This is a genomic window from Streptomyces sp. NBC_01257, assembly GCF_035917255.1.
Taxonomy (GTDB): Bacteria; Actinomycetota; Actinomycetes; order Streptomycetales; family Streptomycetaceae; genus Streptomyces.
The window spans coordinates 1951369-1975615 of the sequence record NZ_CP108472.1 but is presented as its reverse complement, the minus strand read 5'-3'; the positions used below and the strand labels follow the sequence as shown (position 1 = coordinate 1975615).

Below are 24247 nucleotides of genomic sequence, written 5' to 3'. Positions count from 1 at the left end.
CCCAGCAGCACAGAGGCGCTCTAGGCTCTGGCGTACCGCCCGGTCGCGCAGTGCGGGGACGGGCAGACCGCGCACGCACCGGAGAAGCAGCGGTACTTGAGCGCCGCCCCGGAAGGGAGCGACGCCGGGCAAGGAGGGCCGCATGACCGTACGGCGAGTAATGGGCATCGAGACGGAGTACGGGATCTCCGTGCCCGGCCACCCCAACGCCAATGCCATGCTCACCTCGTCCCAGATCGTCAACGCCTACGCGGCGGCGATGCACCGGGCGCGGCGCGCCCGCTGGGACTTCGAGGAGGAGAACCCGCTGCGCGACGCGCGAGGCTTCGACCTCGCCCGCGAGACCGCCGACTCCAGCCAGCTCACCGACGAGGACATCGGCCTGGCCAATGTCATCCTCACCAACGGAGCACGGCTCTACGTCGACCACGCACACCCCGAGTACAGCTCGCCGGAGATCACCAACCCCCGGGACGCGGTCCTGTGGGACAAGGCCGGCGAGCGCATCATGGCCGAGGCCGCCGAGCGCGCGGCCCAGCTGCCCGGCGCCCAGCCGATCCACCTCTACAAGAACAACACCGACAACAAGGGCGCCTCGTACGGCACGCACGAGAACTACCTGATGAAGCGCGAGACCCCGTTCTCGGACATCGTGCGCCATCTGACGCCGTTCTTCGTCTCGCGGCAGGTCGTCACCGGCGCCGGACGGGTCGGCATCGGCCAGGACGGCCACGAGCACGGGTTCCAGATCAGCCAGCGCGCCGACTACTTCGAGGTCGAGGTCGGTCTGGAGACCACCCTCAAGCGCCCGATCATCAACACCCGCGACGAGCCGCACTCCGACGCCGAGAAGTACCGCCGGCTCCATGTGATCATCGGTGACGCGAACCTCTCGGAGATCTCCACCTACCTCAAGCTGGGCACCACCTCACTGGTCCTCTCCATGATCGAGGACGGCTTCATCAACGTCGACCTGGCCGTCGACCAGCCGGTGCGCACGCTGCACCAGGTCTCGCACGACCCGGATCTCCAGCAGCTGATCACTCTGCGCAGCGGCCGGACACTCACCGCTGTCCAGCTCCAGATGGAGTACTTCGAGCTGGGCCGCAAGTACGTCGAGGAGCGGTACGGGGCGGACGCCGACGAGCAGACCAAGGACATCCTGGTCCGCTGGGAGGACACGCTCAACCGGCTGGAGAACGACCCGATGAGTCTGTCCCGCGAGCTGGACTGGATCGCGAAGCGGGAGCTCATGGAGGGCTACCGCCGCCGGGACGGCCTGGACTGGGACGCGGCCCGGCTGCACCTGGTGGACCTGCAGTACGCCGACGTGAGGGCCGACAAGGGCCTCTACAACCGTCTGGTGGCCCGCGGCAGGATGAAGCGCCTCCTGGACGAGAACGAGGTCGAGAAGGCCCGTACGGCGCCTCCGGAGGACACCAGGGCGTATTTCCGCGGCCGCTGCCTGGAGCAGTACGCGGACGACGTCGCCGCAGCCTCCTGGGACTCGGTCATCTTCGATCTGCCGGGCCACGACTCCCTGCAGCGGGTTCCGACCATGGAGCCGCTGCGGGGCACCCGTGACCACGTCAAGGCGCTCCTGGACCGCTGCCGTACGGCGGAAGAGCTGGTCCGGGTGCTGTCGGGCGGCTGAAAGGGCCGCCGACTGGGAATCATTCCGATGACCTCCGGACGTTGAGACAAGTACCGGGCCAATGTCGGACCCCGTAGGTAGGGTCTGATCAAGTGCTTCGAACCGAGCGGGGTGAGCTACATGGCGACCAAGGACACCGGCGGCGGACAGCAGAAGGCGACACGTTCCACCGAGGGGACCGAGGAGCAGGCGCAGGAAGCGCAGGGTTCCGAGGACCTCAAGGAGCGGCAGGAGAAGCTGAGCGACGACGTGGACGACGTCCTCGACGAGATCGACGACGTCCTGGAGGCCAATGCCGAGGACTTCGTTCGCTCATTTGTTCAAAAGGGCGGGGAGTAACCGGCCCGGCGCCCTTACCGGTGACCGGCGTGCGGCACGGGCTCCGGCCCGTGCCGCACGACCGCCGGCACGCCTCGGGGACACACCTCGCGGGCGCGGACCGCGATCGGTCCGAATGCCTCCGCCACACATGTGGATCACCGTCGTCGGACGGGTAGGGTCCGTGGCATACGGTGCTTCAACTGCAATTCGGCCGTAGGCAAGTTGGGAGATGCTCCTGACACCTTGCGCAGGGCCATCGCTTACCTGGAGGGAAACGCGTGGAAGCCAACACTCGTAGCACCGGGCGTCTACCAGCTGCCTTCCTGACGCCCGGGTCCTCTTCCTTCATGGACTTCCTGTCCGACCAGTCGCCCGGGATGCTCCCGGGCAACCGGCAGCTGCCGCCCATGAAGGGGGCCATCGAGGCGCCGCACGGCACCACGATCGTCGCGGCGTCCTTCCCCGGCGGCGTCGTCCTGGCCGGTGACCGGCGGGCGACCATGGGCAACATGATCGCGCAGCGCGACATCGAGAAGGTCTTCCCGGCCGACGAGTACTCGGCGGTGGGCATCGCCGGTACGGCCGGTCTGGCCGTGGAGATGGTCAAGCTCTTCCAGCTGGAGCTGGAGCACTTCGAGAAGGTCGAAGGGGCCCAGCTCTCCCTGGAGGGCAAGGCGAACCGGCTCTCCACGATGATCCGCGGCAATCTGGCCATGGCCATGCAGGGTCTCGCCGTGGTGCCGCTCTTCGCCGGCTACGACGTCGACCGTGAGCGGGGCCGGATCTTCAGCTACGACGTCACGGGCGGCCGCTCCGAGGAGCACGGGTACGCGTCGACGGGCTCCGGCTCGATCTTCGCCCGCAACTCGATGAAGAAGCTCTACCGCGAGGACCTGACGGAGGAGCAGACGCTCACGCTGGTCGTACAGGCGCTGTACGACGCGGCGGACGACGATTCCGCGACCGGTGGACCGGACGTGGGCCGTCGTATCTATCCGATCCTCACCGTCATCACCGACGAGGGCTTCCGGAAGCTGACCGAGACGGAATCCTCCGAGATTGCCCGCTCGATTCTGGAACGCCGGCTGGAACAGCCCGACGGCCCGCGCGCCGCGCTGCTCTGACCGCCCGTACCGAGGCTTCTTCGATGCTCTTGTCACTGACAGAAAGGGACGGATAGCCGGTGTCGACGCCGTTCTATGTCTCACCTCAGCAGGCCATGGCCGACCGGGCGGAATACGCCCGGAAGGGCATCGCCCGTGGTCGCAGCCTGGTTGTGCTGCAGTACGCCGACGGCATTGTGTTCGTCGGCGAGAACCCGTCCCGCGCGCTGCACAAGTTCAGCGAGATCTATGACCGGATCGGTTTCGCCGCCGCCGGAAAGTACAACGAGTACGAGAATCTCCGCATCGGCGGAGTGCGCTATGCGGATCTGCGCGGATACACCTATGACCGCGACGACGTGACGGCGCGTGGACTGGCGAACGTCTACGCGCAGACGCTCGGCACCATCTTCTCCAGTGCGGCCGAGAAGCCGTACGAGGTGGAGCTGGTGGTCGCCGAGGTCGGCGCCGGGCCCGAGGGCGACCAGATCTACCGGCTGCCGCACGACGGCTCGATCGTGGACGAGCACGGCTCGGTCGCGGTCGGCGGCAACGCCGAGCAGATCAGCACCTTCCTGGACCAGCGCCACCGTGACGGGATGTCGCTCGCCGAGGCGCTGAAGCTGGCGGTGCAGGCGCTGTCCCGCGATCCCAACGGCAGCGAGCGGGAGATCCCCGCGGAGCGGCTGGAGGTCGCGGTCCTGGACCGTACGCGGCCGCAGCAGCGCAAGTTCAAGCGGATCGTCGGCCGGCAGCTGGCCCGCCTGCTGGAGGCGGACGGCGCGGATTCGACGCCCACGGACGCCCCTTCGGACACCGAGGACGGCGAGGGCGCGGACACCTCCGCGGCCGCGACGGACACCGGCAAGCCGGGCGCCAAGAAGGCCGCCCCGGATGCCTCCGATGCCGGGGACTCCACCGATTCCGGCGGCGACGTCGAGTAGCCCGTCCCGCACGTCCCGACGGTGCCCCGGTCCGCCCTTCGGCGGGCCGGGGCACCGTCATACGGCCTGGCCGGCGGGCGGTGGCGCGCTGGAGCCGCGCACGACGAGCCGCACCGGCAGGCTCCCCGGCTCGGCCTGCCGGCCGTCCAGCACCGCCAGCAGGGCGCTCATGCCGCGCTCGCCGACCTGTTCGGCGGGCAGCCGCACCGTGGTGAGCTCCGGCTCGACCGCCGTGGCCAGGGCCAGATCGTCGAAGCCGGTGACGGAGAGGTCGTCCGGGACCCGCAGCCCGAGCCGGCGGGCGGCCTTGCAGGCGCCCGCCGCCAGGATGTCGTCGTCGCACACGAGGGCGGTGGGGCGCGGGCCCGGGGCCGCCAGCGCGCGCTCGGTGGCCTCGCGTCCCGCCCGTACGTCCAGGGCGGCCGCGACGGTACGCACCTCCGTGCCCGCCACGCCGCCGAGGGCCGCGTGGAGCGCACGGGCGCGGACCGCGAAGGTCCAGGTGTCCACGGACGACGAGAGATGCAGGAAACGGCGGTGGCCGAGGGCGAGCAGGTGTTCCGTCACCTGCCGCATGCCGTCGGCGATGTCCAGGTTGACCCGGGCGGCGGGTCCCGGCGCCGCCGGGTCGCTGTCGAGCATGACCAGGGGGAGACCCGCTCCTTGCAGGGCGCCCAGGGCGTCGGCCGCCATCGAGGAGGCGATCACCCCGTCCAGCGCGGCGCGGGCCGAGGCGAAGGGGTCCCGGGCCGGGCCCGTGCCGTCGGGTGACGGGTAGAGGACGACGCCGAAACCGTGCTCGGCGGCGACCGCGGCGGCGCCGGTGTACACCCGGGCGAAGAACTCGTTGGTGAGCGCGGGCACGACGAGCAGTGCGGTCCGGGTACTGCCCAGACGCAGGTTGCGGGCCGCGAGATTGGGCCGGTAGCCGAGTCCGCGGGCGGCCTCGCGCACCCGGCCGGCGGTGGCCTCGGAGACCCGGCCGCGCCATTTGTCACCGACGACCAGGGAGACGGTGGCCTGGGAGACGCCGGCGGCCCGGGCCACGTCGCGGCTGGTGGGCCGGGGCGGGCCGGGTGGTGCTGGGCTGGTCACGCGGGCCTCCGGGCCGGTCGGGGCAGGCACGGCGAGGTGGACCTGCGGACTGGGCTCATGGTACGTATGAACCTTGAAGTTATACGTAAAACCTCGGGTGGCCGGACGGGCGCTCCAAGGAGAGGGGCGGGACATGGCCGCGGGATATCTGGACATCCTCCGGGCGCGGCATGCCGCCAGGCTGCTCACGGGCACCCTGGTGGGCCGGCTGCCGAACGGCACCGCCCCCATCGCGATCGTCCTGTTCACCCGCGCGGAGGGCGGCAGCTACGCCCTCGCGGGCGCGCTCGCGGCGGTGTACGGGCTGGGCACGGCGGTCGGTCAGCCGCTGCTGGGCCGCGCCGTGGACCTCTACGGCCAGCCGCGCGTCCAGCTGCCCGCCGCCGTCGTCTCCGCACTCGGCATGGTCCTGCTCGCCGTGGCGGGCTTCGGATCGCTGCCGCTCGCCTACGGGGCGGTGGCCGTCGCCGGAGTGTTCACGCCGCCCCTGGAGGGCGGCCTGCGGGCCCTGTGGCCGAGCGTCCTCGGCAGCGAGGACCGGGTGCACCGGGCCTATGCCATGGACGCGGTCGCGCAGGAGGTCATGTTCACGGTCGGGCCGCTCCTGGTGACCGTGCTGGTCTCCCTCTGGTCGCCGGCCGCCGCCCTGCTCGTCATCAACGCGATCGGCGTCCTCGGGGCGCTCTCCGTCGTCCTGTCCGAGCCGTCCAGGGCCTGGCGTTCCGCGCCGCGCGAGGCGCACTGGCTGGGGGCGCTGCGCTCGCCCGGGCTGCTGGCGCTGCTCGGCTCCTTCTTCTTCGTCGGCCTGGCGCTGGGCTCCATCACGGTGGCGGGCGTGGCGTACGCCGACGACCAGGGCCAGGAGTCGGTCTACGGCTGGCTGATGGCGGCCCTGGGGCTCGGCGCGCTGATCGGCGGCACGGTCTACGGGGCGCGGCAGTGGTCGGGGCCGCCCGAGCGCAGGCTCCGGGTGATCGTCGCCCTGCTGGCGCTCGGCTACCTCCCCCTGGTGCTGACCCCGGGTGTGGTGGCGATGACCGTGCTGGCCGCCGTCGCCGGGGTGTTCCTGGCCCCGGCCATCGCCTGCTCGTTCATCGTCGTCGACCGGCACGCCCCGCGGGGCACGGTGACGGAGGCGTTCTCCTGGCTCGTGACGACGTTCGGGGTGGGCGCGGCGGCGGGCACGGCCGTGGCGGGTCCGGCCGTGGAGTGGGGCGGGACGGCGTGGAGCTTCGCCGTGGCGGGGGCCGGTGGAGTGGCCGCGCTGGCCGTTCTGCTGGCCACCGGAAAGGTCCTCGCAGCTCCCGGGCGTAGTGCCGTAGCGGTGCGAGGATCGGAAAATGATCGAAACGGTGCCGTCGAACCCGGTTTCAGCTCGGGCCATCAGGCGTAATGTTCAGTCATGGACCGCCGCATTTTCGGGCTGGAGAACGAGTACGGCGTCACGTGCACGTTCAGGGGACAGCGCCGACTGTCTCCTGATGAAGTGGCGCGCTACCTCTTCCGCCGTGTTGTGTCATGGGGCCGCAGCAGCAATGTCTTTCTGCGGAACGGCGCCCGCCTCTACCTCGACGTGGGATCGCATCCGGAATATGCAACCCCCGAATGCGACAACCTGACCGAACTGGTCACTCACGACAAGGCCGGCGAGCGCATTCTCGAAGGCCTGCTCGTCGACGCCGAGCGCCGCCTGCACGAGGAGGGAATCGCGGGCGACGTCTATCTCTTCAAGAACAACACCGACTCGGCGGGAAACTCCTACGGATGCCATGAGAACTACCTCGTGGCCCGGCACGGAGAATTCTCCCGGCTCGCGGACATCCTCATTCCCTTCCTCGTCACGAGGCAGCTGATCTGCGGCGCCGGCAAGGTGCTGCAGACCCCGCGGGGCGCCGTCTACTGCGTCAGCCAGCGTGCCGAGCACATCTGGGAGGGCGTCAGCTCCGCGACGACGCGCTCCCGTCCCATCATCAACACCCGGGACGAACCGCACGCGGACGCGGAGCGGTACCGTCGCCTCCACGTCATCGTCGGCGACTCCAACATGTCCGAGACGACCATGCTCCTCAAGGTCGGCGCGACCGACCTGGTGCTCCGCATGATCGAGGCGGGCACGGTGATGCGGGACCTGACCCTGGAGAACCCGATCCGGGCGATCCGCGAGGTCAGCCACGACATCACGGGACAGCGCAAGGTCCGCCTCGCCAGCGGCCGCGAGGCGTCCGCCATCGAGGTGCAGCGCGAGTACTACGAGAAGGCCGTGGACTTCGTGGACCGCCGCGGCATCCGTACGGGCAACGTCGAGAAGGTCCTCGAACTGTGGGGCCGCACACTCGACGCGATCGAGGCCGAGGACCTCGACCGGATCGGCACCGAGATCGACTGGGTCATGAAGTACAAGCTCATCGAGCGGTACCGGGCCAAGCACAACATGACCATGTCGAATCCGCGGGTCGCCCAGATAGACCTCGCCTACCACGACATCCACCGCCGCCGCGGCCTGTACTACCTGCTGGAGCGCAAGGGACAGGCCGCCCGCATCTGCAACGACCTGAAGATCTTCGAGGGCAAGTCGGTGCCCCCGCAGACGACCCGGGCGCGGCTGCGGGGCGACTTCATCCGGCGGGCCCAGGAGCAGCGGCGGGACTTCACCGTCGACTGGGTCCATCTCAAGCTCAACGACCAGGCGCAGCGCACGGTGTTGTGCAAGGACCCGTTCCGATCCGTCGACGACCGAGTGGAGAAGCTCATCGCGGGTATGTGAGCCGGCGCAGGACGCGCCTCGGCCCTCGCGCGACTCGGGCCCCGTACGTTCCTCGTACGGGGCCCTGCGCACGCCCTAGAGTGTCCGGGACCCCCTACACATGTGTCGTCTGAGATCTGAGGAACCAGTGCGCCGAATTGCCGGCCTTCTCGTCGTCCCCCTGCTGCTGCTGTCAGCGGCCTGCGGCAACGACGACAAGGGCTCCGACTCCGCTTCCGCCTCCGCGTCCGCCCCCACCAAGGACGGCTTCCCCGCCATCACCGCGGGCGCGAAGTTCGGCGAGAAGCCCACCCTGGCCAAGGGCACGGGAACGCCGCCCAAGGAGCTGAAGACCAACGTCGTCAGTGAGGGTGACGGCGCGAAGCTCAAGAACGGCGACGCGATCCAGGTCAACTATCTGGGACAGGCCTGGGACTCCGACAAGCCGTTCGACAACAGCTTCGACCGCAAGCAGGCGTTCGACCTCACCCTCGGGGCCGGCATGGTCATCCAGGGCTGGGACAAGGGCCTGGTCGGTCAGAAGGTCGGCAGCAGGGTCGAGCTCGTGATCCCGCCGGACCTCGGTTACGGCGCGCAGGGCCAGGGCGACATCAAGCCCAACGCCACCCTCGTCTTCGTCGTCGACGTCCTGAAGGCGAAGCAGATCCCGGCGACGGCCAAGGGCACCGAGGTCGCCCAGGACAACGTCGACCTGCCGAAGGTGGGCACCAACACCGACGGCAAGGCCCCGAGCGTCAAGATCCCCACCAAGTCCACCCCGCCCAAGAAGCTGGTCTCCAACTACGTCCTGGAGTCCAAGGGCGAGGTCGTCAAGGAGACCGACAGCGTCGTCGTGAACTACGTGGGCCTGCTGTGGAAGGACGGCAAGACGTTCGACAGCACCTACGCGACCGGCAAGACGCAGACCTTCCCGCTGGCCCAGGTCACGCTCAAGGGCCTGAAGACCGGTCTGATCGGCAAGAAGATCGGCAGCCGGGTGCTGCTCGTCATCCCGCCGGACCAGGCCTTCGGCGACAAGGCGCAGCAGACCATCCCCAAGAACTCGACGCTCGTCTTCGCCGTGGACATCCTGGCAAAGATGTAAGACTGTCCCGGTTGCCCAGTTCATCATTTAGAGGAGCAAGTCAGTGAGCATCGAGAAGCCCGAGATCGACTTCCCGGGTGGCGAGCCGCCGGCCGACCTGGAGATCAAGGAGATCTGGGAAGGCGACGGTCCCGTCGCCCAGGCCGGTCAGACCGTCTCCGTCCACTACGTGGGCGTGGCCTTCTCCACCGGCGAGGAGTTCGACGCCTCCTGGAACCGCGGTACGCCGCTCCAGTTCCAGCTCGGTGCCGGCCAGGTCATCAAGGGCTGGGACCAGGGCGTGCAGGGCATGAAGGTCGGCGGCCGTCGCCAGCTGACCATCCCCTCGCACCTCGCGTACGGCGAGCGCGGCGCCGGCGGCGGCGCGATCGCCCCGGGCGAGACGCTGATCTTCGTCTGCGACCTGGTCGCCGTCTGATCCGGCGCCTCCGCGCTTCCAGGGGCCCGCGCCGCAAGGCGCGGGCCCCAGTGCCGCGGCAGGCAACGTGCGCTCCGCCGCAGACGTTGCCTGCCGCGGCACTGGCTTTTGTCCGGACACCCCGGGGCGGTACGGTCGAGGGTCGTAGAGCAAAACAGAAAGGGCGTCGATGGCGATTGCCAAGGCCGAGCGGCTGATGAACCTGGCGCTGTGTCTGCTGGGGACCCGGCGCCCGCTCAGCAAGCGCGAACTGCGCGGTTCCATCGAGGCCTACCTCGAAGCGGGGTCCGACGACGCCTTCAACCGGATGTTCGAGCGCGACAAGGACGATCTGCGCGAGCTCGGCCTGGTCATCGAGACCGTGGAGAACCTGGACGGGGACACCGGCTACCTCGCCCGCCGCGACAGCAACCGGCTGCCCCCGATCACGCTGGACGCCGAGGAGGCCGCCGCCCTCGGACTGGCCGCCAAGGTCTGGCAGCAGGCCCGGCTGGCCGGCGCGGCCAGCGGCGCCCTCCAGAAACTGCGGGCCGCCGGCATGCCGGAGGCCGAGGACGCCTACGAGGTGCACAGCGCGCTCGAACCCCGTATCCCCGTCCACGAGGCCGCGTTCGAACCCCTGATGCTGGCCTGCCGCGACCGCCGTCCGGTGACCTTCGACTACCGCAAGGCGAACGCCGCGCGCCCCGAGCAGCGCCAGGTCGAGCCGTGGACGCTGGAGTGCTGGCGCGGCCACTGGTACCTGGCCGGCTGGGACCGGGAGCGAGCCGCTGAGCGGGTGTTCCGGCTCTCCCGGATCGCCGGCAAGGTCCGCTCCCGGGCCGGTGCCTTCACCGCCGAGGTGCCCGACGTGGTCACCGTCCGCGAGACCGTCGAGAGCTGGGCGGGCGAGACGGCGACGCGCACCGCGCTGATCAGGCTGCGGGCCGGCTCCGGCTACCCGCTCCGAGCCCGGGCGATATCGGTCCGGGAACTCGGGGACGGGTGGGAGGAGTTGGAGATCCCGTACGGACACGGTCTGGACGCCTGGCTCGTGGAGTTCGGCCCGGACGTCGTCGTGACCGAACCTGCGGATCTGCGGGCCGACGTGGTGGACCGGCTGCGCGCCGTGGCCAAGGACTGAGGGGACCGTATTCATGGCCACGAACGCCATCGACCAGACCCGCCGGATGCTCTCCCTGGTGACGTATCTGCGTGAGCGCCCCGGCGCCCATGTCCAGGACGTCGCACGGGCCTTCGGGATCACCGAGGACGAACTGATCTCGGACCTCGACGTCCTGCCCATGTGCGGGACGAGCTTCCGCGGCGGCGACCTGCTGGACATCGACACCGACGGCGACCGCATCTGGTGGCACAACCCGGACGACGTCGCCGAACCGCTGCGGCTCGCGGCCGACGAGGCGACGGCCCTGCTGGTCGCCGCACGCGCCGTCGCGACGCTCCCCGGACTGCGCGAGAGCGACCGCCAGGCCCTGCTGCGGGCCACCGCCAAGCTGGAGGCCGCCGCCGGTGAGGTGGGGGCCGCCAGCTCCCGGCTCTCCGTCACCTTCGAGTCCGAGGGCGGCGTCTTCGCCGACGTGGACCGGGCGATCTCCGAGCGCCGCCGCCTCTGGCTGCGCTACTACTCGCCCGCGCGCGACGAGCTGACCGAGCGCGAGGTGGACCCGATCCGGCTGTTCGCCGTCGGACACACCTACATGGAGGCCTGGTGCCGGTCCTCCGAGGACCGGCGTACGTTCCGCCTCGACCGGGTCGCCGAGATCCGGCTGCTCGACGAGCCGGCCGCGCCGCCGGAGCTCGAACTCCGGGACCTGTCGGAAGGGCTGGTCCAGCCCGCCGCCGAGGACCCGGAGGTCGTGGTCGAGGTCGGTCCCGGGGGGCGCTGGGTGGCCGAGTACTACCCGCACGACAGCGCCGACGAACTGCCCGACGGCGGTCTGCGGATCACGCTGCGGACCCCCGACCCGGCGTCGCTGCGCAGGCTCGCGCTCCGGCTCGGCAGGGAAGGACGCATCGTCTCGCCGCCGGAGCTGGCCCAGAGCGCACAGCGTGCGGCCCGTGCGGCGCTCGCCGCGTACGACGGCCCGGTCTGAGAGGAAGCCTGAGGAGCCATGCCCCCTTTGTCCGTGGTGTCGGGTGTTTCCGCCGTGCCGACCGTGGTCGTTCCGGAGTCCGTACGGTTCCGGGCCGCCTGCCCGGAGTGCCGGGCGCGGTTCGAACTGGCGGCGGCCGAGTTCCGGCTCGCGATCGGCGCCAGCAGCAGGACCACGTTCTACTCCTTCACCTGCCCCGCGTGCGACGCGGCGGTCCGCAGGCCCGCGGGGGAGCGGATAGTGGAACTTCTCACCGGTGGCGGGGTGCGGACGCTGCGCCTCCACACCGGTGCCCGACCTGTCACCCCCGGTCACTCCGGACCGGCCGGACACTAGAAACATCGAGGCTCTGCGCATGTTCTGGCCCATGCTCGCCATCGCCCTGGGGTTCCTCGGGATCGCCGTACTCGGGGTGCTCGCCGTCAAGGTCTTCATCGAGGCCCAGCGCCTCGGACACCAGGTGACAAGCACCACCGAGCGCATCAACCGGGCCGCCGAGGACCTGGAGCGCGCGGCCACGAACCTCGCGGCCACGGGCGAAACCCTGCGCTAGCCGGCGCCCGGGGCCGGATCGATCCGGGAGGGCGCGGCCTCCTTTTTCTCAGTTGCGGGAGGTACGCTGCTGGTGACGGCCCTGTGAGCGAGGCGTTGGGCCGTAATCGCAAGGATGCATGGGTATTGCCCTGCGTTTACTCCTGCGGGATACGATCGCTGACAGTTCGACGATCGGACGTCCGTCCGACGTTCGGTCCGCCCCACCCCTGCTGCCTCGGTGAGAAGGTACACGCATATGTTCGGAAGGCTCGGCGCTCCCGAGATCATCCTGATCCTCGTCGTCATTGTTCTGCTGTTCGGCGCGAAGAAGCTTCCTGACATGGCTCGCTCGCTCGGCAAGTCGGCCCGCATCCTCAAGAGCGAGGCCAAGGCCATGAAGTCCGAGGGCGGCCCGTCGGCCACCCCGGCCGAGCCCGCCGCCAAGGACGCCGCTCAGGACCAGACCGCCCCGCGCACCATCCAGGCCGCCCCCGGTGACGTCACCAGCTCCCGTCCGGTCGCTGAGCCGACCGACTCGACGATCAAGCACTGACACACACACCAACCGGGCCGAAAAGCAGGCGCCCTGACCGGTAACGGCCTGCTGCACGAGATGAGGACGTGGGTTGCTCAAGTCTGCCCGCACACAGGAGACGGATCCAGAGGGCCGCATGCCCCTGGTGGAGCACCTGCGTGAGCTGCGGAACCGGCTGACGAAGGCCCTGCTGGCGATCGTGGTCGTCACCATCGTCGCCGCGTTCTTCTACAAGGGGATCATCGAGTTCTTCACCGACCCCGTGCTGAAGGCGGTCGGCTGCGAGTACAGCTTCGCGGAGCTGGCCAAGCAGAAGGACGGCACCTGCGCGCGCATCGTCCTGAACGGGCTGCTCACCCCGTTCACCCTCGCGCTCAAGGTGTCGCTGATGGCGGGAGTCGTCTTCTCCTCGCCGATCTGGCTCTACCAGCTCTGGGCCTTCGTGGCGCCGGGACTGCACAGGCACGAGAAGAAGTACTCGCTCGCGTTCGTCGGAGCGGGCTTCCCCCTGTTCCTCGCGGGTGGCTTCTTCGCCTACAAGACCCTGCCGACGATGGCCGAGGTCCTGCTGGAGTTCTCGCCGGCGGACCTGGACAACCAGCTGCCGCTGGACGACCTGCTGGACCTCATCACACGCATGGTGGTGGTCTTCGGGCTCTCCTTCGAACTGCCGCTGCTCCTGGTGATGCTGAACTTCGGCGGTGTCATCACCGGCAAGCGCATGCTCGGCTGGTGGCGCGGCATGATCATGGGCATCACGCTCTTCGCGGCCCTGGCGACCCCGAGCACCGACCCGCTGACGATGCTGGCGCTCGCCGGTCCGATCTGGGTCCTCTACTTCGTCGCCACCGCGATCTCCCTCCTCAACGACCGCCGCAAGGCGCAGCGTGAGGCGGAGGGCCCCGGCGACGACGAGGCCTCGGAACTGGACCTCACTCCCGAGGACATCGGGGAGAGCGAGTCGGTCTCCGCGAGCCGGTCGCTGCCCGCGCAGGCGTCCTCGGACCGTGACCGGGTGAACGGTTACGACGACATCACCTGACCTTGTAAGGTCCCCCGGGTGACCAGCGAGATCACCCTTTTCGTCAATCCCACCGCAGGACGCGGCCGGGGCGCGCACGCCGCGCAGCCGGCCGCTTCCGCGTTGCGGGACGCCGGATTCTCCGTCCGTACGGTCCTCGGTGAGGACGCCGGTGACGCGCTGCGGCGGGCGCGCGAGGCCGTGACCGGCGGGACGGGCGCGCTCATAGCCGTCGGCGGGGACGGCATGATGTCCCTCGCCCTCCAGGCGGTCGCCGGAACGCTCACCCCGCTCGGCGTCGTCGCGGTCGGCACCGGCAACGACTTCGCCCGCGCCCTCGGCATGCCGGTACGGGACCCGGCGGCGGCGGGGCGGCTGGCCGCCCGCGCGCTCAAGGGCGGCGCCGTCCGCGAGATCGACCTCGGCCGGGTGGGCGACCGGTGGTTCGGGTCCGTGCTCGCCACCGGATTCGACTCCCGGGTCAACGACCGCGGCAACCGGATGCGCTGGGGCGGCCGGTTCAAGTACGACCTGGCGATTCTCGCCGAACTCGCCGCGTTCAGGCCCGTCGCGTACCGGATGAGTCTGGACGGCGGGCCGGTCCGGGAGATCGAGGCGACGCTCATCGCCGTCGGGAACGGATCCACGTACGGCGGTGGCATGCGGATCTGTGCGGACGCCGTCATGGACGACGGCCTGTTCGACGTGACGGTCGTCGGCGACTGCAGCCGCACCACGCTCCTCAAGGTGTTCCCCCGGGTCTACAAGGGGACGCACCTCAGCCATCCCGTCGTCACCACGCACCGGGTCTCCTCCATCGCGCTCGAAGCGGTCGGTGTCACCGCGTACGCGGACGGTGAACCGCTCGGGGCGCTGCCGCTGACCGCCACCTGTGCGCCGGGCGCGGTCCGGGTGCTCGGGGCGGGCCCGCCCGCGGTCACCTCCACTGGTTCGCCGGCCGGTGCTCCGACGGGTTCTCCCACGGGGAATTAAAGATCGCGTCACTGTCAGAGGCGGCGGGTAGGCTCGTGGACAAGATGACAGAGGACCTCTCACCAGCTGAGCGCTATCAGGCTTCCCGGATCCGAGCCGCCGAGCAGGCGACCGCACTCGGGCCGTTCCGCGAGATGTACGAGTTCGATCTGGACCCCTATCAGATCGAGGCCTGCACCGCGCTGGAGGCCGGCAAGGGCGTGCTCGTCGCGGCCCCGACCGGTTCGGGCAAGACGATCGTCGGCGAGTTCGCCGTGCACCTGGCCCTGGAGCAGGGCCGCAAGTGCTTCTACACGACGCCGATCAAGGCCCTGTCCAACCAGAAGTTCGCCGACCTGGTCAAGCGCTACGGCGCCGACAAGGTCGGCCTGCTGACGGGGGACAACAGCGTCAACTCCGACGCACCGGTGGTCGTCATGACCACCGAGGTGCTGAGGAACATGCTGTACGCGGGCTCCCAGGCGCTGAACGGCCTCGGATACGTGGTGATGGACGAGGTGCACTACCTCTCCGACCGCTTCCGGGGCGCGGTGTGGGAGGAAGTGATCATCCACCTGCCGGAGTCCGTCACCCTGGTGTCCCTGTCGGCGACCGTGTCCAACGCCGAGGAGTTCGGCGACTGGCTGGACACCGTGCGCGGCGACACCGAGGTGATCGTCTCCGAGCACCGGCCGGTGCCGCTCTGGCAGCACGTGCTGGCCGGCCGCCGGATGTACGACCTCTTCGAGGAGGAGAGCGACCACGGCGGCCGCGGTGCCGGACGCCGTGAGGTCAATCCCGACCTCGTCCGGCTCGCCCGGATGGAGAACCAGCGCGGGTACAACCCGCGCGAGCGCCGCCGCGGAAAGTTGGTGCGCGAGGCCGACCGGGAGCGCGAGCGGCGCCAGCGCAGCCGGATCTGGACCCCCTCGCGGGCCGAGGTCATCGACCGGCTGGACTCCGAGGGACTGCTGCCCGCCATCACCTTCATCTTCAGCCGGGCCGGCTGCGAGGCCGCGGTGCAGCAGTGCCTGCACGCCGGACTGCGGCTCAACGACGAGGACAAGCGCCGGCTGGTCCGGGAGATCGTCGAGGAGCGGACCGCGTCCATCCCCGGCGAGGACCTCCACGTCCTCGGCTACTACGAATGGCTCGAAGGCCTGGAGCGGGGCATCGCCGCGCACCACGCCGGAATGCTGCCGACGTTCAAGGAGGTCGTCGAGGAGCTTTTCGTCCGCGGCCTCGTGAAGGCGGTCTTCGCGACGGAGACCCTCGCGCTCGGCATCAACATGCCCGCGCGCTCGGTGGTCCTGGAGAAGCTCGTCAAGTGGAACGGCGAGCAGCACGCCGACATCACCCCCGGCGAGTACACCCAGCTCACCGGCCGGGCCGGCCGGCGCGGCATCGACGTCGAGGGCCACGCGGTGGTCCTCTGGCAGCGCGGCATGGACCCGGGCGCGCTGGCCGGACTCGCGGGCACGCGTACGTATCCGCTGCGCTCCAGCTTCCGGCCCTCGTACAACATGGCCGTCAACCTGGTGCAGCAGTTCGGGCGGCACCGTTCGCGCGAGCTGCTGGAGACCTCCTTCGCGCAGTTCCAGGCGGACCGCTCGGTGGTCGGGATCTCCCGCCAGGTCCAGAAGAACGAGGAGGGCCTGGAGGGCTACCGGGAGGGCATGACCTGCCACCTCGGTGACTTCGAGGAGTACGCGCGGCTGCGCCGCGACCTCAAGGACCGGGAGACGGAGCTCGCCAAGCAGGGCGCCTCGCAGCGGCGGGCCGCGGCGGCGGCGTCCCTGGAGAAGCTCAAGCCCGGCGACGTCATCCATGTGCCGACCGGCAAGTTCGCCGGGCTCGCGCTCGTCCTCGACCCCGGGCTTCCGGCCGGCCGGACCAACGGGCACGGTCACCGGGGCATGGAGTACCACGACGGGCCGCGGCCTCTGGTGCTCACCGCGGAGCGACAGGTGAAGCGGCTGGCCTCGATCGACTTCCCGGTGCCCGTCGAGGCGCTGGAACGGATGCGCGTCCCGAAGTCGTTCAACGCGCGCTCGCCGCAGTCGCGCCGTGATCTGGCCTCCGCGCTGCGGACCAAGGCCGGGCACATCGTGCCGGACCGGCACCGCCGGGAGCGGGCCGTCGCCGCCGACGACCGCGAGATCGCGCGCTACCGGGCCGAGTTGCGCGCGCACCCGTGCCACGGGTGCGACGAGCGTGAGGACCACGCGCGGTGGGCCGAGCGGTATCACCGGCTGCAGCGGGACACCCGTCAGCTGGAGCGGCGGATCGAGGGGCGGACGAACACGATCGCCCGCACCTTCGACCGGATCGTCGCCCTGCTCACCGAGCTCGACTATCTGCGGGGCAGCGAGGTCACCGAGCACGGGAAGCGGCTGGCCCGGCTCTACGGCGAGCTGGACCTGCTGGCGAGCGAGTGCCTGCGGGCGGGGGTCTGGGAAGGCCTCGCACCGGCGGAACTCGCGGCGTGCGTCTCGGCGTTGGTGTACGAGGCGCGGCAGTCCGACGACGCGGTGGCGCCGAAGCTGCCGTCCGGGCCGGCGAAGACCGCGATGGGCGAGATGGTCCGGATCTGGGGGCGGCTCGATGCCCTGGAGGAGGACTTCAAGATCAACCAGGCCGAAGGGGTCGGGCAGCGCGAGCCCGATCTCGGGTTCGCCTGGGCGGTGTACATGTGGGCGTCCGGGCGGACGCTGGACGAGGTGCTGCGCGAGGCGGAGATGCCGGCGGGGGACTTCGTCCGTTGGTGCAAGCAGGTGATCGACGTGCTGGGGCAGGTGGCTGCGGCGGCTCCTCGGGAGGGGAGTTCTGTGGGGCGGAATGCGCGTAAGGCGGTTGATGAGGTGTTGCGCGGGGTTGTGGCGTACAGCTCCGTGGGATGAGCGTCCGGGGGCGTTGTTGTCGGGTGCGGGCGGGGGCGCGCAAGTGGGTGCGCCTGCGGCCGGGCTTGTCCCCTACCCGCCCCTTCCCGTGACCGGGGCTCTGCCCCGGACCCCGCTCCTCAATCGCCGGAGGGGCTGACATGGGGGCCGGAGGGGCTGAAGTGTGTGCCGGATCTGTACGCGCGCCAGCCGCCGTGCTCCGTGATGTCCTTCGATCCCGCCACCGCGTACGGCTCGCAGAGGAAGCCGGGTGCCGTGGTGCCGTCCGACAGGTCGATTCTGCCCAGCGTCATGGGGTGGGGGAGGGCTGCCGTGAGGGTGCCGAGGCCCTCGGGCGGCAGTTCCCAGATCTCTGTCTCGATGGCGGCGCCTCCCTCGTCCGTGCGGACCAGGCCCGGTTTCGGTGGTGTGGTCGCCAGCGCGTGCAGGCGGTAGACGGGGGCCGTGGTCGTCGTGCGGAGCAGACGGGCGCCGAGTGACAGGAGCTGGGGGTTGAGCGGCTCGCCGGTCAGGTGGGCGCCGACCACCGCGAGGCGGACGGGCGGGGTCAGCAGGGCGGCGATCCGGGGCAGGCGTTCGTCCGTGTGCGCCCGGCCGATCAGCATCACGCCGAACGGCAGGCCCGCCACCTCGCCCGCGGGCGCTGCCACCGCGCACAGGTCGAACAGGTTGGTGGAGTTGGTGAACCGGCCCAGGCGGGCGTTCGCGCCCAGCGGGTCGGCCTCCACGTCCGCGAGCGCGGGGTGGCCGGGGGCGGTGGGGAGCAGCAGCGCGTCCGCGTCGCCCAGCGCGTCCTCGGCCGCGCTCCGGAGCTCCGCCAGCCGGTCCCGGTCCGCGAACAGCCGGTGGGCCGGGATGTCCCGGGCCGCCGTGATGATGCCCGCCACCGTGGGGTCCAGGCCGGACGGGCCGCTGTCGACGAACGCGCCCACCGCCGTGTACCGCTCCGCCACGAACGCCCCCGCGTACAGCATCGCCGCCGCCTCGGTGAAGGGGGACAGATCGAGGGGAACCAGGACGGCGCCTGCTGCGCGGAGGCGGTCGGCCGTGGCCTCGTAGGCCTCCGCCCAGCCCGGGTCCAGTTCGCCCAGCTGGTCCGTCGGCGGTACCGCGATCCGCCACGGCCCCGGGGTCCGGGCGGGGACGGGGCGGGCGGTGGGGGTGGTCATCAGGGCGAGTGCCGACTCCGCCTCGGGGAGCGTACGGGCGAAGACGGTGACGCAGTCCAGGCTCGCGCAGGCCGGGACCACGCCCTCCGTCGGGACGAGGCCGCGGGTCGGCTTCAGGCCCACGATGCCGTTGAACGCGGCCGGGACCCGGCCGGAGCCCGCCGTGTCCGTACCGAGGGCGAGATCCGCGATGCCGAGCGCCACGGCCACCGCCGAACCCGAGCTGGAACCGCCGCTGATCCGGTCGGGGGCGTGGGCGTTGCGGACCGCGCCGTACGGGGACCGGGTGCCGACGAGGCCGGTGGCGAACTGGTCCAGGTTGGTCGTGCCGATCACCAGGGCGCCCGCGGCCCGCAGGCGGGCCACGGCGGGGGCGTCCGCCGCCGGTTCGTACGCGTAGGACGGGCAGCCCGCCGTGGTGGGCAGGCCGGCCACGTCGATGTTGCCCTTGACGGCCAGCAGCCGGCCCGCCAGGGGGAGGAACTCACCTGCCGCGAGGCGGGTTCCGAGCGCGTGGGCCTCCTCCTCCAGGTCGGACTGCGGGCGCAGGCCGATCCAGATCTCCGGGCGGTCCACCGCCTCGATGCGGGCGTAGGCGGCGCGGATCCGGGCGAGGACGGGTGCGAGCGAGGTGCTGGGCATCAGGGGGCTCCTGGGTTCGTGCGGGCGAGGGGGGCCAGGGTGACCAGGGCCGTGCCGGCCTCCACCTGGGCGCCCGGGCGGGTGAGGATCCTTTCCACCACGCCGTCCGCCGGGGCGTGGACCCGGGACTCCATCTTCATCGCCTCCAGCGCCAGCAGCGGCTGACCCGCCGTCACCGTGTCGCCCTCGGCCACGTTGAGCTGCCAGACCGAGGCCGCGAACTCGGCCTCCACCAGCCGTCCGCCCGGCGGCACCGTCACCTCGGCGGCCGGGGGCGCCGGGGCGTCGGCGGCCTCCGCCCGGGCGAACTCGCCCGCCGCCTCCCAGGCGTCCCGCTCGGCGGCGAAGGCCGTGCCCTGGCGGCTGCGGAACGCGGCGATCGAGTCCGCGTTCCCGGCCAGGAACTCCTCGTACCGGGCCAGTGAGAACTCGCCCTCCTCGATCTTCGGGACGAACCGGCCGGAGATGATGTCGGCGCGCAGCTCCAGGAGTTCGTCGGCCTCCACCGGATACCACTTGATGCGGTCGAAGAAGCGGAGCAGCCACGGGGAGCCCGGTTCGAAGGCGCCGCGCTGCTGCCAGCCGGACCAGACCTGGGTGGTGCGGCCGACGAACTGGTAGCCGCCCGGCCCCTCCATGCCGTAGACGCACAGGTAGGCGCCGCCGATGCCGACGGAGTTCTCCGCGGTCCAGGTACGGGCCGGGTTGTACTTGGTGGTGACCAGCCGGTGGCGCGGGTCCAGCGGAGTGGCCACCGGGGCACCGAGGTACACGTCGCCGAGGCCCATCACCAGGTACTCGGCGTCGAAGACCGTGCGGTACACGTCGTCGACCGAGTCCAGGCCGTTGACCCGGCGGATGAACTCGATGTTCCACGGGCACCAGGGCGCGTCGTCCCGGACCCCCGCCATGTAGCGGGCGATGGCCTCGCGGGTCGCCGGATCGTCCCAGGACAGCGGCAGGTGCACGGTGCGGGACGGGACGGTCAGGGCGTCGGTGGGCGGGAGCGCCGCCTCGGTGCGGTGGAGCAGGTCCAGGAGCGCGGTCTGCGGGAGCACCGCGGGGTCCGTCTGGATCTGGAGCGAACGGATGCCCGGCGTCAGGCCGGTGATGCCCGGGACGGCCGCGGCCGTCAGGGCTTCCATCAGGGCGTGGACGCGCATCCGCAGTGCCAGGTCCAGCTGCATCGGCCCGTACTCGACCAGCACGTTGTCGTCGCCGCTGCGGCGGTAGGTGACGGCGTCGTCGCGGTACAGGACGCCGCCGTCGGTGATCTCGGGGCGGGACTCTCCCGTCACCGTCACGGGCAGGAAGCGGACGGTGTCGCCGGGGCGCAGCTGGCCCAGCTTCCAGCGTTCGGCGGTCACCACCGTCGCCGGGCAGACGAAGCCGCCCAGCGACGGGCCGTCGGGACCGAGCAGCACGGGCATGTCGCCGGTGTAGTCGACCGCGCCCACGGAGTACGGCGTGTCGTGGATGTTCGACGGGTGCAGCCCGGCCTCGCCGCCGTCCGCCCGGGCCCAGCGCGGCTTCGGGCCGATCAGGCGGACCCCGGTGCGGGCCGAGTTGAAGTGGACCTTCCAGTCGGCCGCGTAGAAGTCGTGGATGTCCTCCTCGGTGAAGAACTCCGGCGCCGCGTGCGGGCCCTCGGCGGCGGCGATCTGCCAGGTGCCCGTGAGGCTCGGCCGTCCGGCCACGGGGACCGGGAGGGCCTCCGGTGCGGTGGCGCCCCCGTGCAGCACGTCGCCGGTGCGCAGGGCCCGGCCGCCGTGCCCGCCGAAACCGCCGAGCGTGAACGTGGCCGCGCTGCCCAGGAACTCCGGGACGTCCAGACCGCCGCCGGCGAACAGGACGTACGTACGCAGTCCGTGCCCGTCCGGTGCGCCGACCGCGAGTGCGGCACCCGCCGGGACGGTCAGCGGCTCCCACTGGGGGACCGGTGCGCCGTCGAGGGTCACCGGGGCCGGGGCGCCGGTGACGCACACGGTCGTGGCGTGCGTGAAACGGAGGGTGGGGCCCTGGAGGGTGCATTCGAGTCCGGGGGCGCCGGGGGTGTTGCCGAGGGCGGTGTTGCCGAGCCGGAACGACAGGTCGTCCATCGGGCCCGACGGGGGGACGCCGACCTGCCAGTAGCCGGTGCGTCCCGGCCAGTCCTGGACGGTGGTGAGGGTGCCGCCGGAGACCACCTCGACACGGGGCGTCGGGTCGTCGATGGTGGCGAGCGTGGCCGTGGAGTGTGTCGCGGTACGGACCCGGTCGTCGGCCAGTGCGGCCCGGACCAGGCCGAGGTTGGTCTCGATGCCGTCGACGCGGGTCGAGGCGAGCGCCGCGTCCAGCCGGGCCAGGGCCTCCGCGCGGTCGGTGCCGTGGGCGACGACCTTGGCCAGCATCGGGTCGTACGCCGTCGTCACCTCCGTGCCCGTCTCGATCCAGCTGTCCACCCGCAGGCCCTCGCCCCGGGGGAAGTCGACCCGGGTCAGCAGACCGGCGCCGGGGCGGTGGTCGCGGCTCGGGTCCTCGGCGTAGACCCGCGCCTCGACGGCGTGGCCGCGGGGTGCGTCGGGCTGCCGCACGACGGCGGTCTCGCCCTGGGCCAGGCGCAGCATCCACTCGACGAGGTCGACGCCGTGGATCTCCTCGGTGACCGGGTGCTCCACCTGGAGCCGGGTGTTGACCTCCAGGAAGTACGCCTCGGCGCGCGCCGCGTCGTAGACGAACTCCACCGTCCCGGCCGAGCGGTAGCCGACCGAGGCGCACAGCTCCCGCGCGGAGTCGGTCAGCCGGCTCCGGATGCGGGCGGGGAGGCCGGGCGCGGGCGCCTCCTCCAGGACCTTCTGGTTGCGGCGCTGCAGCGAGCAGTCGCGGTCGCCGAACGTCACCACCCGGCCGTTCCCGTCCCCGAACACCTGCACCTCGACATGGCGGGCGTTCTCCACCAGGCGTTCCAGGAAGACGCCGGCCGAGGAGAACGACGCGGCGGCGACCCGCTGCACCCGCTCCCAGGCGCCGGCGAGCTCCTGGGCCGACCGGCAGGCCGACATGCCGATCCCGCCGCCCCCGCCGGTGGCCTTCAGCATCACCGGGTAACCGATGCGCTCCGCGGCCGCCAGCGCGGCCGGCAGATCCGGCAGCAGCCCGGTGCCGGGGGCGAGCGGGACGCCCGCCGCCTCGGCCGCGGCACGTGCCGTGTGCTTGGCGCCGAACAGCTCCAGCTGGGCGGCGGTCGGGCCGACGAAGACGATCCCGGCCTCCTCGCAGCGCCGCGCGAACTCCGCGTCCTCGGAGAGGAATCCGTACCCCGGGTGGATGGCCCCGGCCCCGGTGTCCTTCGCCGCCCTCAGCACCAGATCGGCGTCGAGATAGGACTCCTTGGCGGGCGCCGGGCCCAGCCGGACGGCCTCGTCGGCGAGCCGGACGTGCGGGGCCGAGCGGTCCGGGTCGGAGAAGACGGCGACCGTGCGCAGACCGAGGCGGCGGGCCGTACGGATGATGCGGACGGCGATCTCGCCCCGGTTGGCGATCAGCAGCGTGCCGAAGGCCGCAGGTGTGTCGAGGGCCGTCGGAGGATCGAACGTCATCGGCTTGTCCCGGTGAGAGTGGCTTCTACCGCCGTCGGCTCGAAACCGTTGCAGGGGTTGTTGATCTGGGGGCAGTTGGAGATCAGCACGAGCACGTCCGTCTCGGCCCGCAGCGTGAGGGAGAGGCCGGGCGCCGAGAGTCCGTCGACGATGCCGAGCGTGCCGTCCGGTTCCACCGGCACGTTCATGTACCAGTTGACGTTGGACACCAGATCGCGCTTGCCGAGCCCGTGCCGGGCGCCCTCCGCCAGGAAGTTGTCCACGCAGGCGTGCTGCGACCAGGTGTGGTGGCCGTAGCGCAGGGTGTTGGACTCCTTAGAGCACGCGCCGCCGACCGTGTCGTGCCGGCCGCAGCCGTCCGCCGTGACCGTCATCAGGGGGCTGTACTCGTTCGACATCAGCACGCTGCCGGTGGTGAGGAAGATGCCCCCGCCGGCCTGGATCGTGTCGGGCGCGCTGTAGCGGACGGCCGTGTCGTGGGCGTCGTACACCAGGAAGTCCACCGCCTGGTTGCCGTGCAGATCGGTGAGCGTGAGGTGCTCACCCGCGCGGACCTTCGCGGACCAGGCCGCGCGGGCGGGGATGGTGGTGGTCGTCATGCGAGCCCCCGGGCGGTGAGGAAGTCGAGTGTGTTGAGGAAGGCGCGGCGGCTCTCCGGTGCCGCGTCCCAGAGGGCGTCGCCCGGGGCCGTCGGCCGGGCGCGCCAGGCCAGGACCTCCAGCGGGGTGCTGGTGTAGGCGGGGCGCGGGTCCAGCGGATGCGGGACGTTCGCGATCAGCACGGTCAGGTCCTGCTCGGCGCGCAGGGTCACCGAGCCGCCCGCCCCGGCCGAGCCGGTGAACTCCGCGGTGCCGTCCCCGCCGATCCGTACGCCCTGGAAGAAGGAGAGCGAGGGCGGCAGATCGCGCGGCTCCAGGCCGTTCTTCAGGGCGGCCAGTTTCAGCAGTTCGCGGCCGGCGGGGGAGCCCGACTGCGGGGTGCCGTCGCCGTAGCGGCGGGTGTTCCGGCCCAGGGTGGAGGTGCCGCACAGGGCGTCGTGCCGGCCCGAGGAGTCCGCGGTCACCGAGGCGAGCACCCGCCCCTGGTCGGACAGGAGCAGCCGGCCGGCACCCAGGTAGGCGTTCCACTGCACCTTCACCGTGTCCGCGGTGTTGAGCCGCTCCCACGGCCGGCCGTCCGCGTACAGCAGCAGATGGGCGCAGGCGTCCCCCGCGAGGTCGGTGAGCCGCAGCTCGGTGCCGCGGGCCAGGACGCGGTGCGTGTAGTTGCCGCCCCCGACCGTCTCGGCCCAGACCGGGGTGCCCGGGGTGGCGTCCGGCCAGTCGCTCGCGGGCACCACCGGCATGGCACCGGTACGGGTGCCGTCCTGGGCACGGGCGTGGTCCCGGGCCCCGTGTGTCGTCGCTGTCGCCATGGCTGA

The 24247-nt window shown here is 71.4% G+C and carries 21 protein-coding genes and 1 pseudogene; 17 read left to right on the top strand and 5 right to left on the bottom strand.

Translation table 11 applies throughout. The features are described 5' to 3' along the window. Nucleotides 1–142: 142 nt before the first annotated feature. The 5 genes and pseudogenes from dop to prcA all read left to right on the top strand — a co-directional run bounded on the left by dop (nucleotide 143) and on the right by prcA (nucleotide 4022). Entirely contained in the window at nucleotides 143–1654 is a 1512-nt protein-coding gene (dop, locus tag OG408_RS08160) for a depupylase/deamidase Dop (RefSeq protein WP_285573286.1), read from the top strand. A gap of 120 nt (nucleotides 1655–1774) precedes the next feature. Then, nucleotides 1775–1993, top strand: coding sequence for a ubiquitin-like protein Pup (locus tag OG408_RS08155; protein WP_266776883.1), 219 nt, complete (start codon nucleotides 1775–1777; stop codon nucleotides 1991–1993). A gap of 117 nt (nucleotides 1994–2110) precedes the next feature. Beyond that, nucleotides 2111–2302, top strand: a pseudogene (locus tag OG408_RS08150) (endonuclease domain-containing protein); the annotation flags it as partial. Next, nucleotides 2254–3099 (top strand): proteasome subunit beta, encoded by an 846-nt coding sequence (prcB, locus tag OG408_RS08145; protein ID WP_266776881.1) that lies wholly within the window; start codon nucleotides 2254–2256, stop codon nucleotides 3097–3099. The pseudogene OG408_RS08150 and the gene prcB, both read left to right, overlap by 49 nt. 59 nt (nucleotides 3100–3158) lie before the next feature. Then, nucleotides 3159–4022, top strand: coding sequence for a proteasome subunit alpha (gene prcA / locus OG408_RS08140; RefSeq protein WP_266776879.1), 864 nt, complete (start codon nucleotides 3159–3161; stop codon nucleotides 4020–4022). Nucleotides 4023–4079: 57 nt separating this feature from the next. On the opposite strand, the gene OG408_RS08135 is transcribed toward prcA, so the two are convergent. Continuing rightward, a complete protein-coding gene (locus OG408_RS08135) occupies nucleotides 4080–5117 on the bottom strand; it encodes a LacI family DNA-binding transcriptional regulator (protein ID WP_326669124.1) in 1038 nt (345 codons plus the stop codon). Nucleotides 5118–5250: 133 nt separating this feature from the next. Here OG408_RS08135 and OG408_RS08130 point away from each other — a divergent pair, with 133 nt between their 5' ends. The 12 genes from OG408_RS08130 (at nucleotide 5251) to OG408_RS08075 (ending at nucleotide 17438) form a co-directional block, all read left to right on the top strand. Then, nucleotides 5251–6510: an MFS transporter gene (locus OG408_RS08130; protein ID WP_266776875.1), complete on the top strand. Its 1260-nt coding sequence runs from the start codon at nucleotides 5251–5253 to the stop codon at nucleotides 6508–6510. Nucleotides 6511–6519: 9 nt separating this feature from the next. Beyond that, nucleotides 6520–7881, top strand: coding sequence for a Pup--protein ligase (gene pafA / locus OG408_RS08125; RefSeq protein WP_123468669.1), 1362 nt, complete (start codon nucleotides 6520–6522; stop codon nucleotides 7879–7881). A 127-nt stretch (nucleotides 7882–8008) separates the two neighbouring features. Next, nucleotides 8009–8965 carry an FKBP-type peptidyl-prolyl cis-trans isomerase gene (locus tag OG408_RS08120; RefSeq protein ID WP_266776861.1) on the top strand — a complete coding sequence of 319 codons (957 nt, stop codon included), beginning with the start codon at nucleotides 8009–8011 and terminating at the stop codon, nucleotides 8963–8965. A gap of 43 nt (nucleotides 8966–9008) precedes the next feature. Then, a complete protein-coding gene (locus OG408_RS08115) occupies nucleotides 9009–9383 on the top strand; it encodes an FKBP-type peptidyl-prolyl cis-trans isomerase (protein ID WP_266776859.1) in 375 nt (124 codons plus the stop codon). A 169-nt stretch (nucleotides 9384–9552) separates the two neighbouring features. Next, complete coding sequence (locus tag OG408_RS08110; protein WP_266776856.1) at nucleotides 9553–10506, top strand: helix-turn-helix transcriptional regulator; 954 nt, start codon at nucleotides 9553–9555, stop codon at nucleotides 10504–10506. 13 nt (nucleotides 10507–10519) lie between these two features. Next, nucleotides 10520–11476 carry a helix-turn-helix transcriptional regulator gene (locus OG408_RS08105; protein WP_266776854.1) on the top strand — a complete coding sequence of 319 codons (957 nt, stop codon included), beginning with the start codon at nucleotides 10520–10522 and terminating at the stop codon, nucleotides 11474–11476. 18 nt (nucleotides 11477–11494) lie between these two features. After that, nucleotides 11495–11812: a hypothetical protein gene (locus OG408_RS08100; protein ID WP_285573047.1), complete on the top strand. Its 318-nt coding sequence runs from the start codon at nucleotides 11495–11497 to the stop codon at nucleotides 11810–11812. A gap of 19 nt (nucleotides 11813–11831) precedes the next feature. Next, a complete protein-coding gene (locus OG408_RS08095; RefSeq protein WP_148016158.1) occupies nucleotides 11832–12029 on the top strand; it encodes a hypothetical protein in 198 nt (65 codons plus the stop codon). 237 nt (nucleotides 12030–12266) lie between these two features. After that, nucleotides 12267–12563, top strand: a complete 297-nt coding sequence (gene tatA, locus OG408_RS08090) for a Sec-independent protein translocase subunit TatA (RefSeq protein ID WP_266776848.1) — start codon at nucleotides 12267–12269, stop codon at nucleotides 12561–12563. A gap of 73 nt (nucleotides 12564–12636) precedes the next feature. Further along, nucleotides 12637–13587, top strand: a complete 951-nt coding sequence (gene tatC, locus OG408_RS08085) for a twin-arginine translocase subunit TatC (RefSeq protein WP_266776846.1) — start codon at nucleotides 12637–12639, stop codon at nucleotides 13585–13587. Between the two features lie 18 nt (nucleotides 13588–13605). Next, nucleotides 13606–14559, top strand: coding sequence for a YegS/Rv2252/BmrU family lipid kinase (locus OG408_RS08080; RefSeq protein WP_266776844.1), 954 nt, complete (start codon nucleotides 13606–13608; stop codon nucleotides 14557–14559). 44 nt (nucleotides 14560–14603) lie between these two features. Then, nucleotides 14604–17438, top strand: coding sequence for a DEAD/DEAH box helicase (locus OG408_RS08075; protein ID WP_326669117.1), 2835 nt, complete (start codon nucleotides 14604–14606; stop codon nucleotides 17436–17438). Nucleotides 17439–17557: 119 nt separating this feature from the next. On the opposite strand, the gene atzF is transcribed toward OG408_RS08075, so the two are convergent. The 4 genes from atzF to OG408_RS08055 are packed head-to-tail and all read right to left on the bottom strand — an operon-like array spanning nucleotide 17558 to nucleotide 24241. Continuing rightward, on the bottom strand, nucleotides 17558–19249 hold the full coding sequence (atzF, locus tag OG408_RS08070; protein ID WP_326669115.1) for an allophanate hydrolase: 1692 nt from the start codon (nucleotides 19247–19249) through the stop codon (nucleotides 17558–17560). Next, nucleotides 19249–22827: a 5-oxoprolinase/urea amidolyase family protein gene (locus tag OG408_RS08065; RefSeq protein WP_326669112.1), complete on the bottom strand. Its 3579-nt coding sequence runs from the start codon at nucleotides 22825–22827 to the stop codon at nucleotides 19249–19251. Before OG408_RS08065 ends, atzF begins: the two co-directional genes overlap by 1 nt. After that, nucleotides 22824–23426, bottom strand: coding sequence for an urea amidolyase associated protein UAAP2 (locus OG408_RS08060; RefSeq protein WP_266776838.1), 603 nt, complete (start codon nucleotides 23424–23426; stop codon nucleotides 22824–22826). The genes OG408_RS08065 and OG408_RS08060 overlap by 4 nt, the downstream gene beginning before the upstream one ends. Beyond that, on the bottom strand, nucleotides 23423–24241 hold the full coding sequence (locus OG408_RS08055) for an urea amidolyase associated protein UAAP1 (protein WP_285573067.1): 819 nt from the start codon (nucleotides 24239–24241) through the stop codon (nucleotides 23423–23425). Before OG408_RS08055 ends, OG408_RS08060 begins: the two co-directional genes overlap by 4 nt. Between the last annotated feature and the right edge of the window lie 6 nt (nucleotides 24242–24247).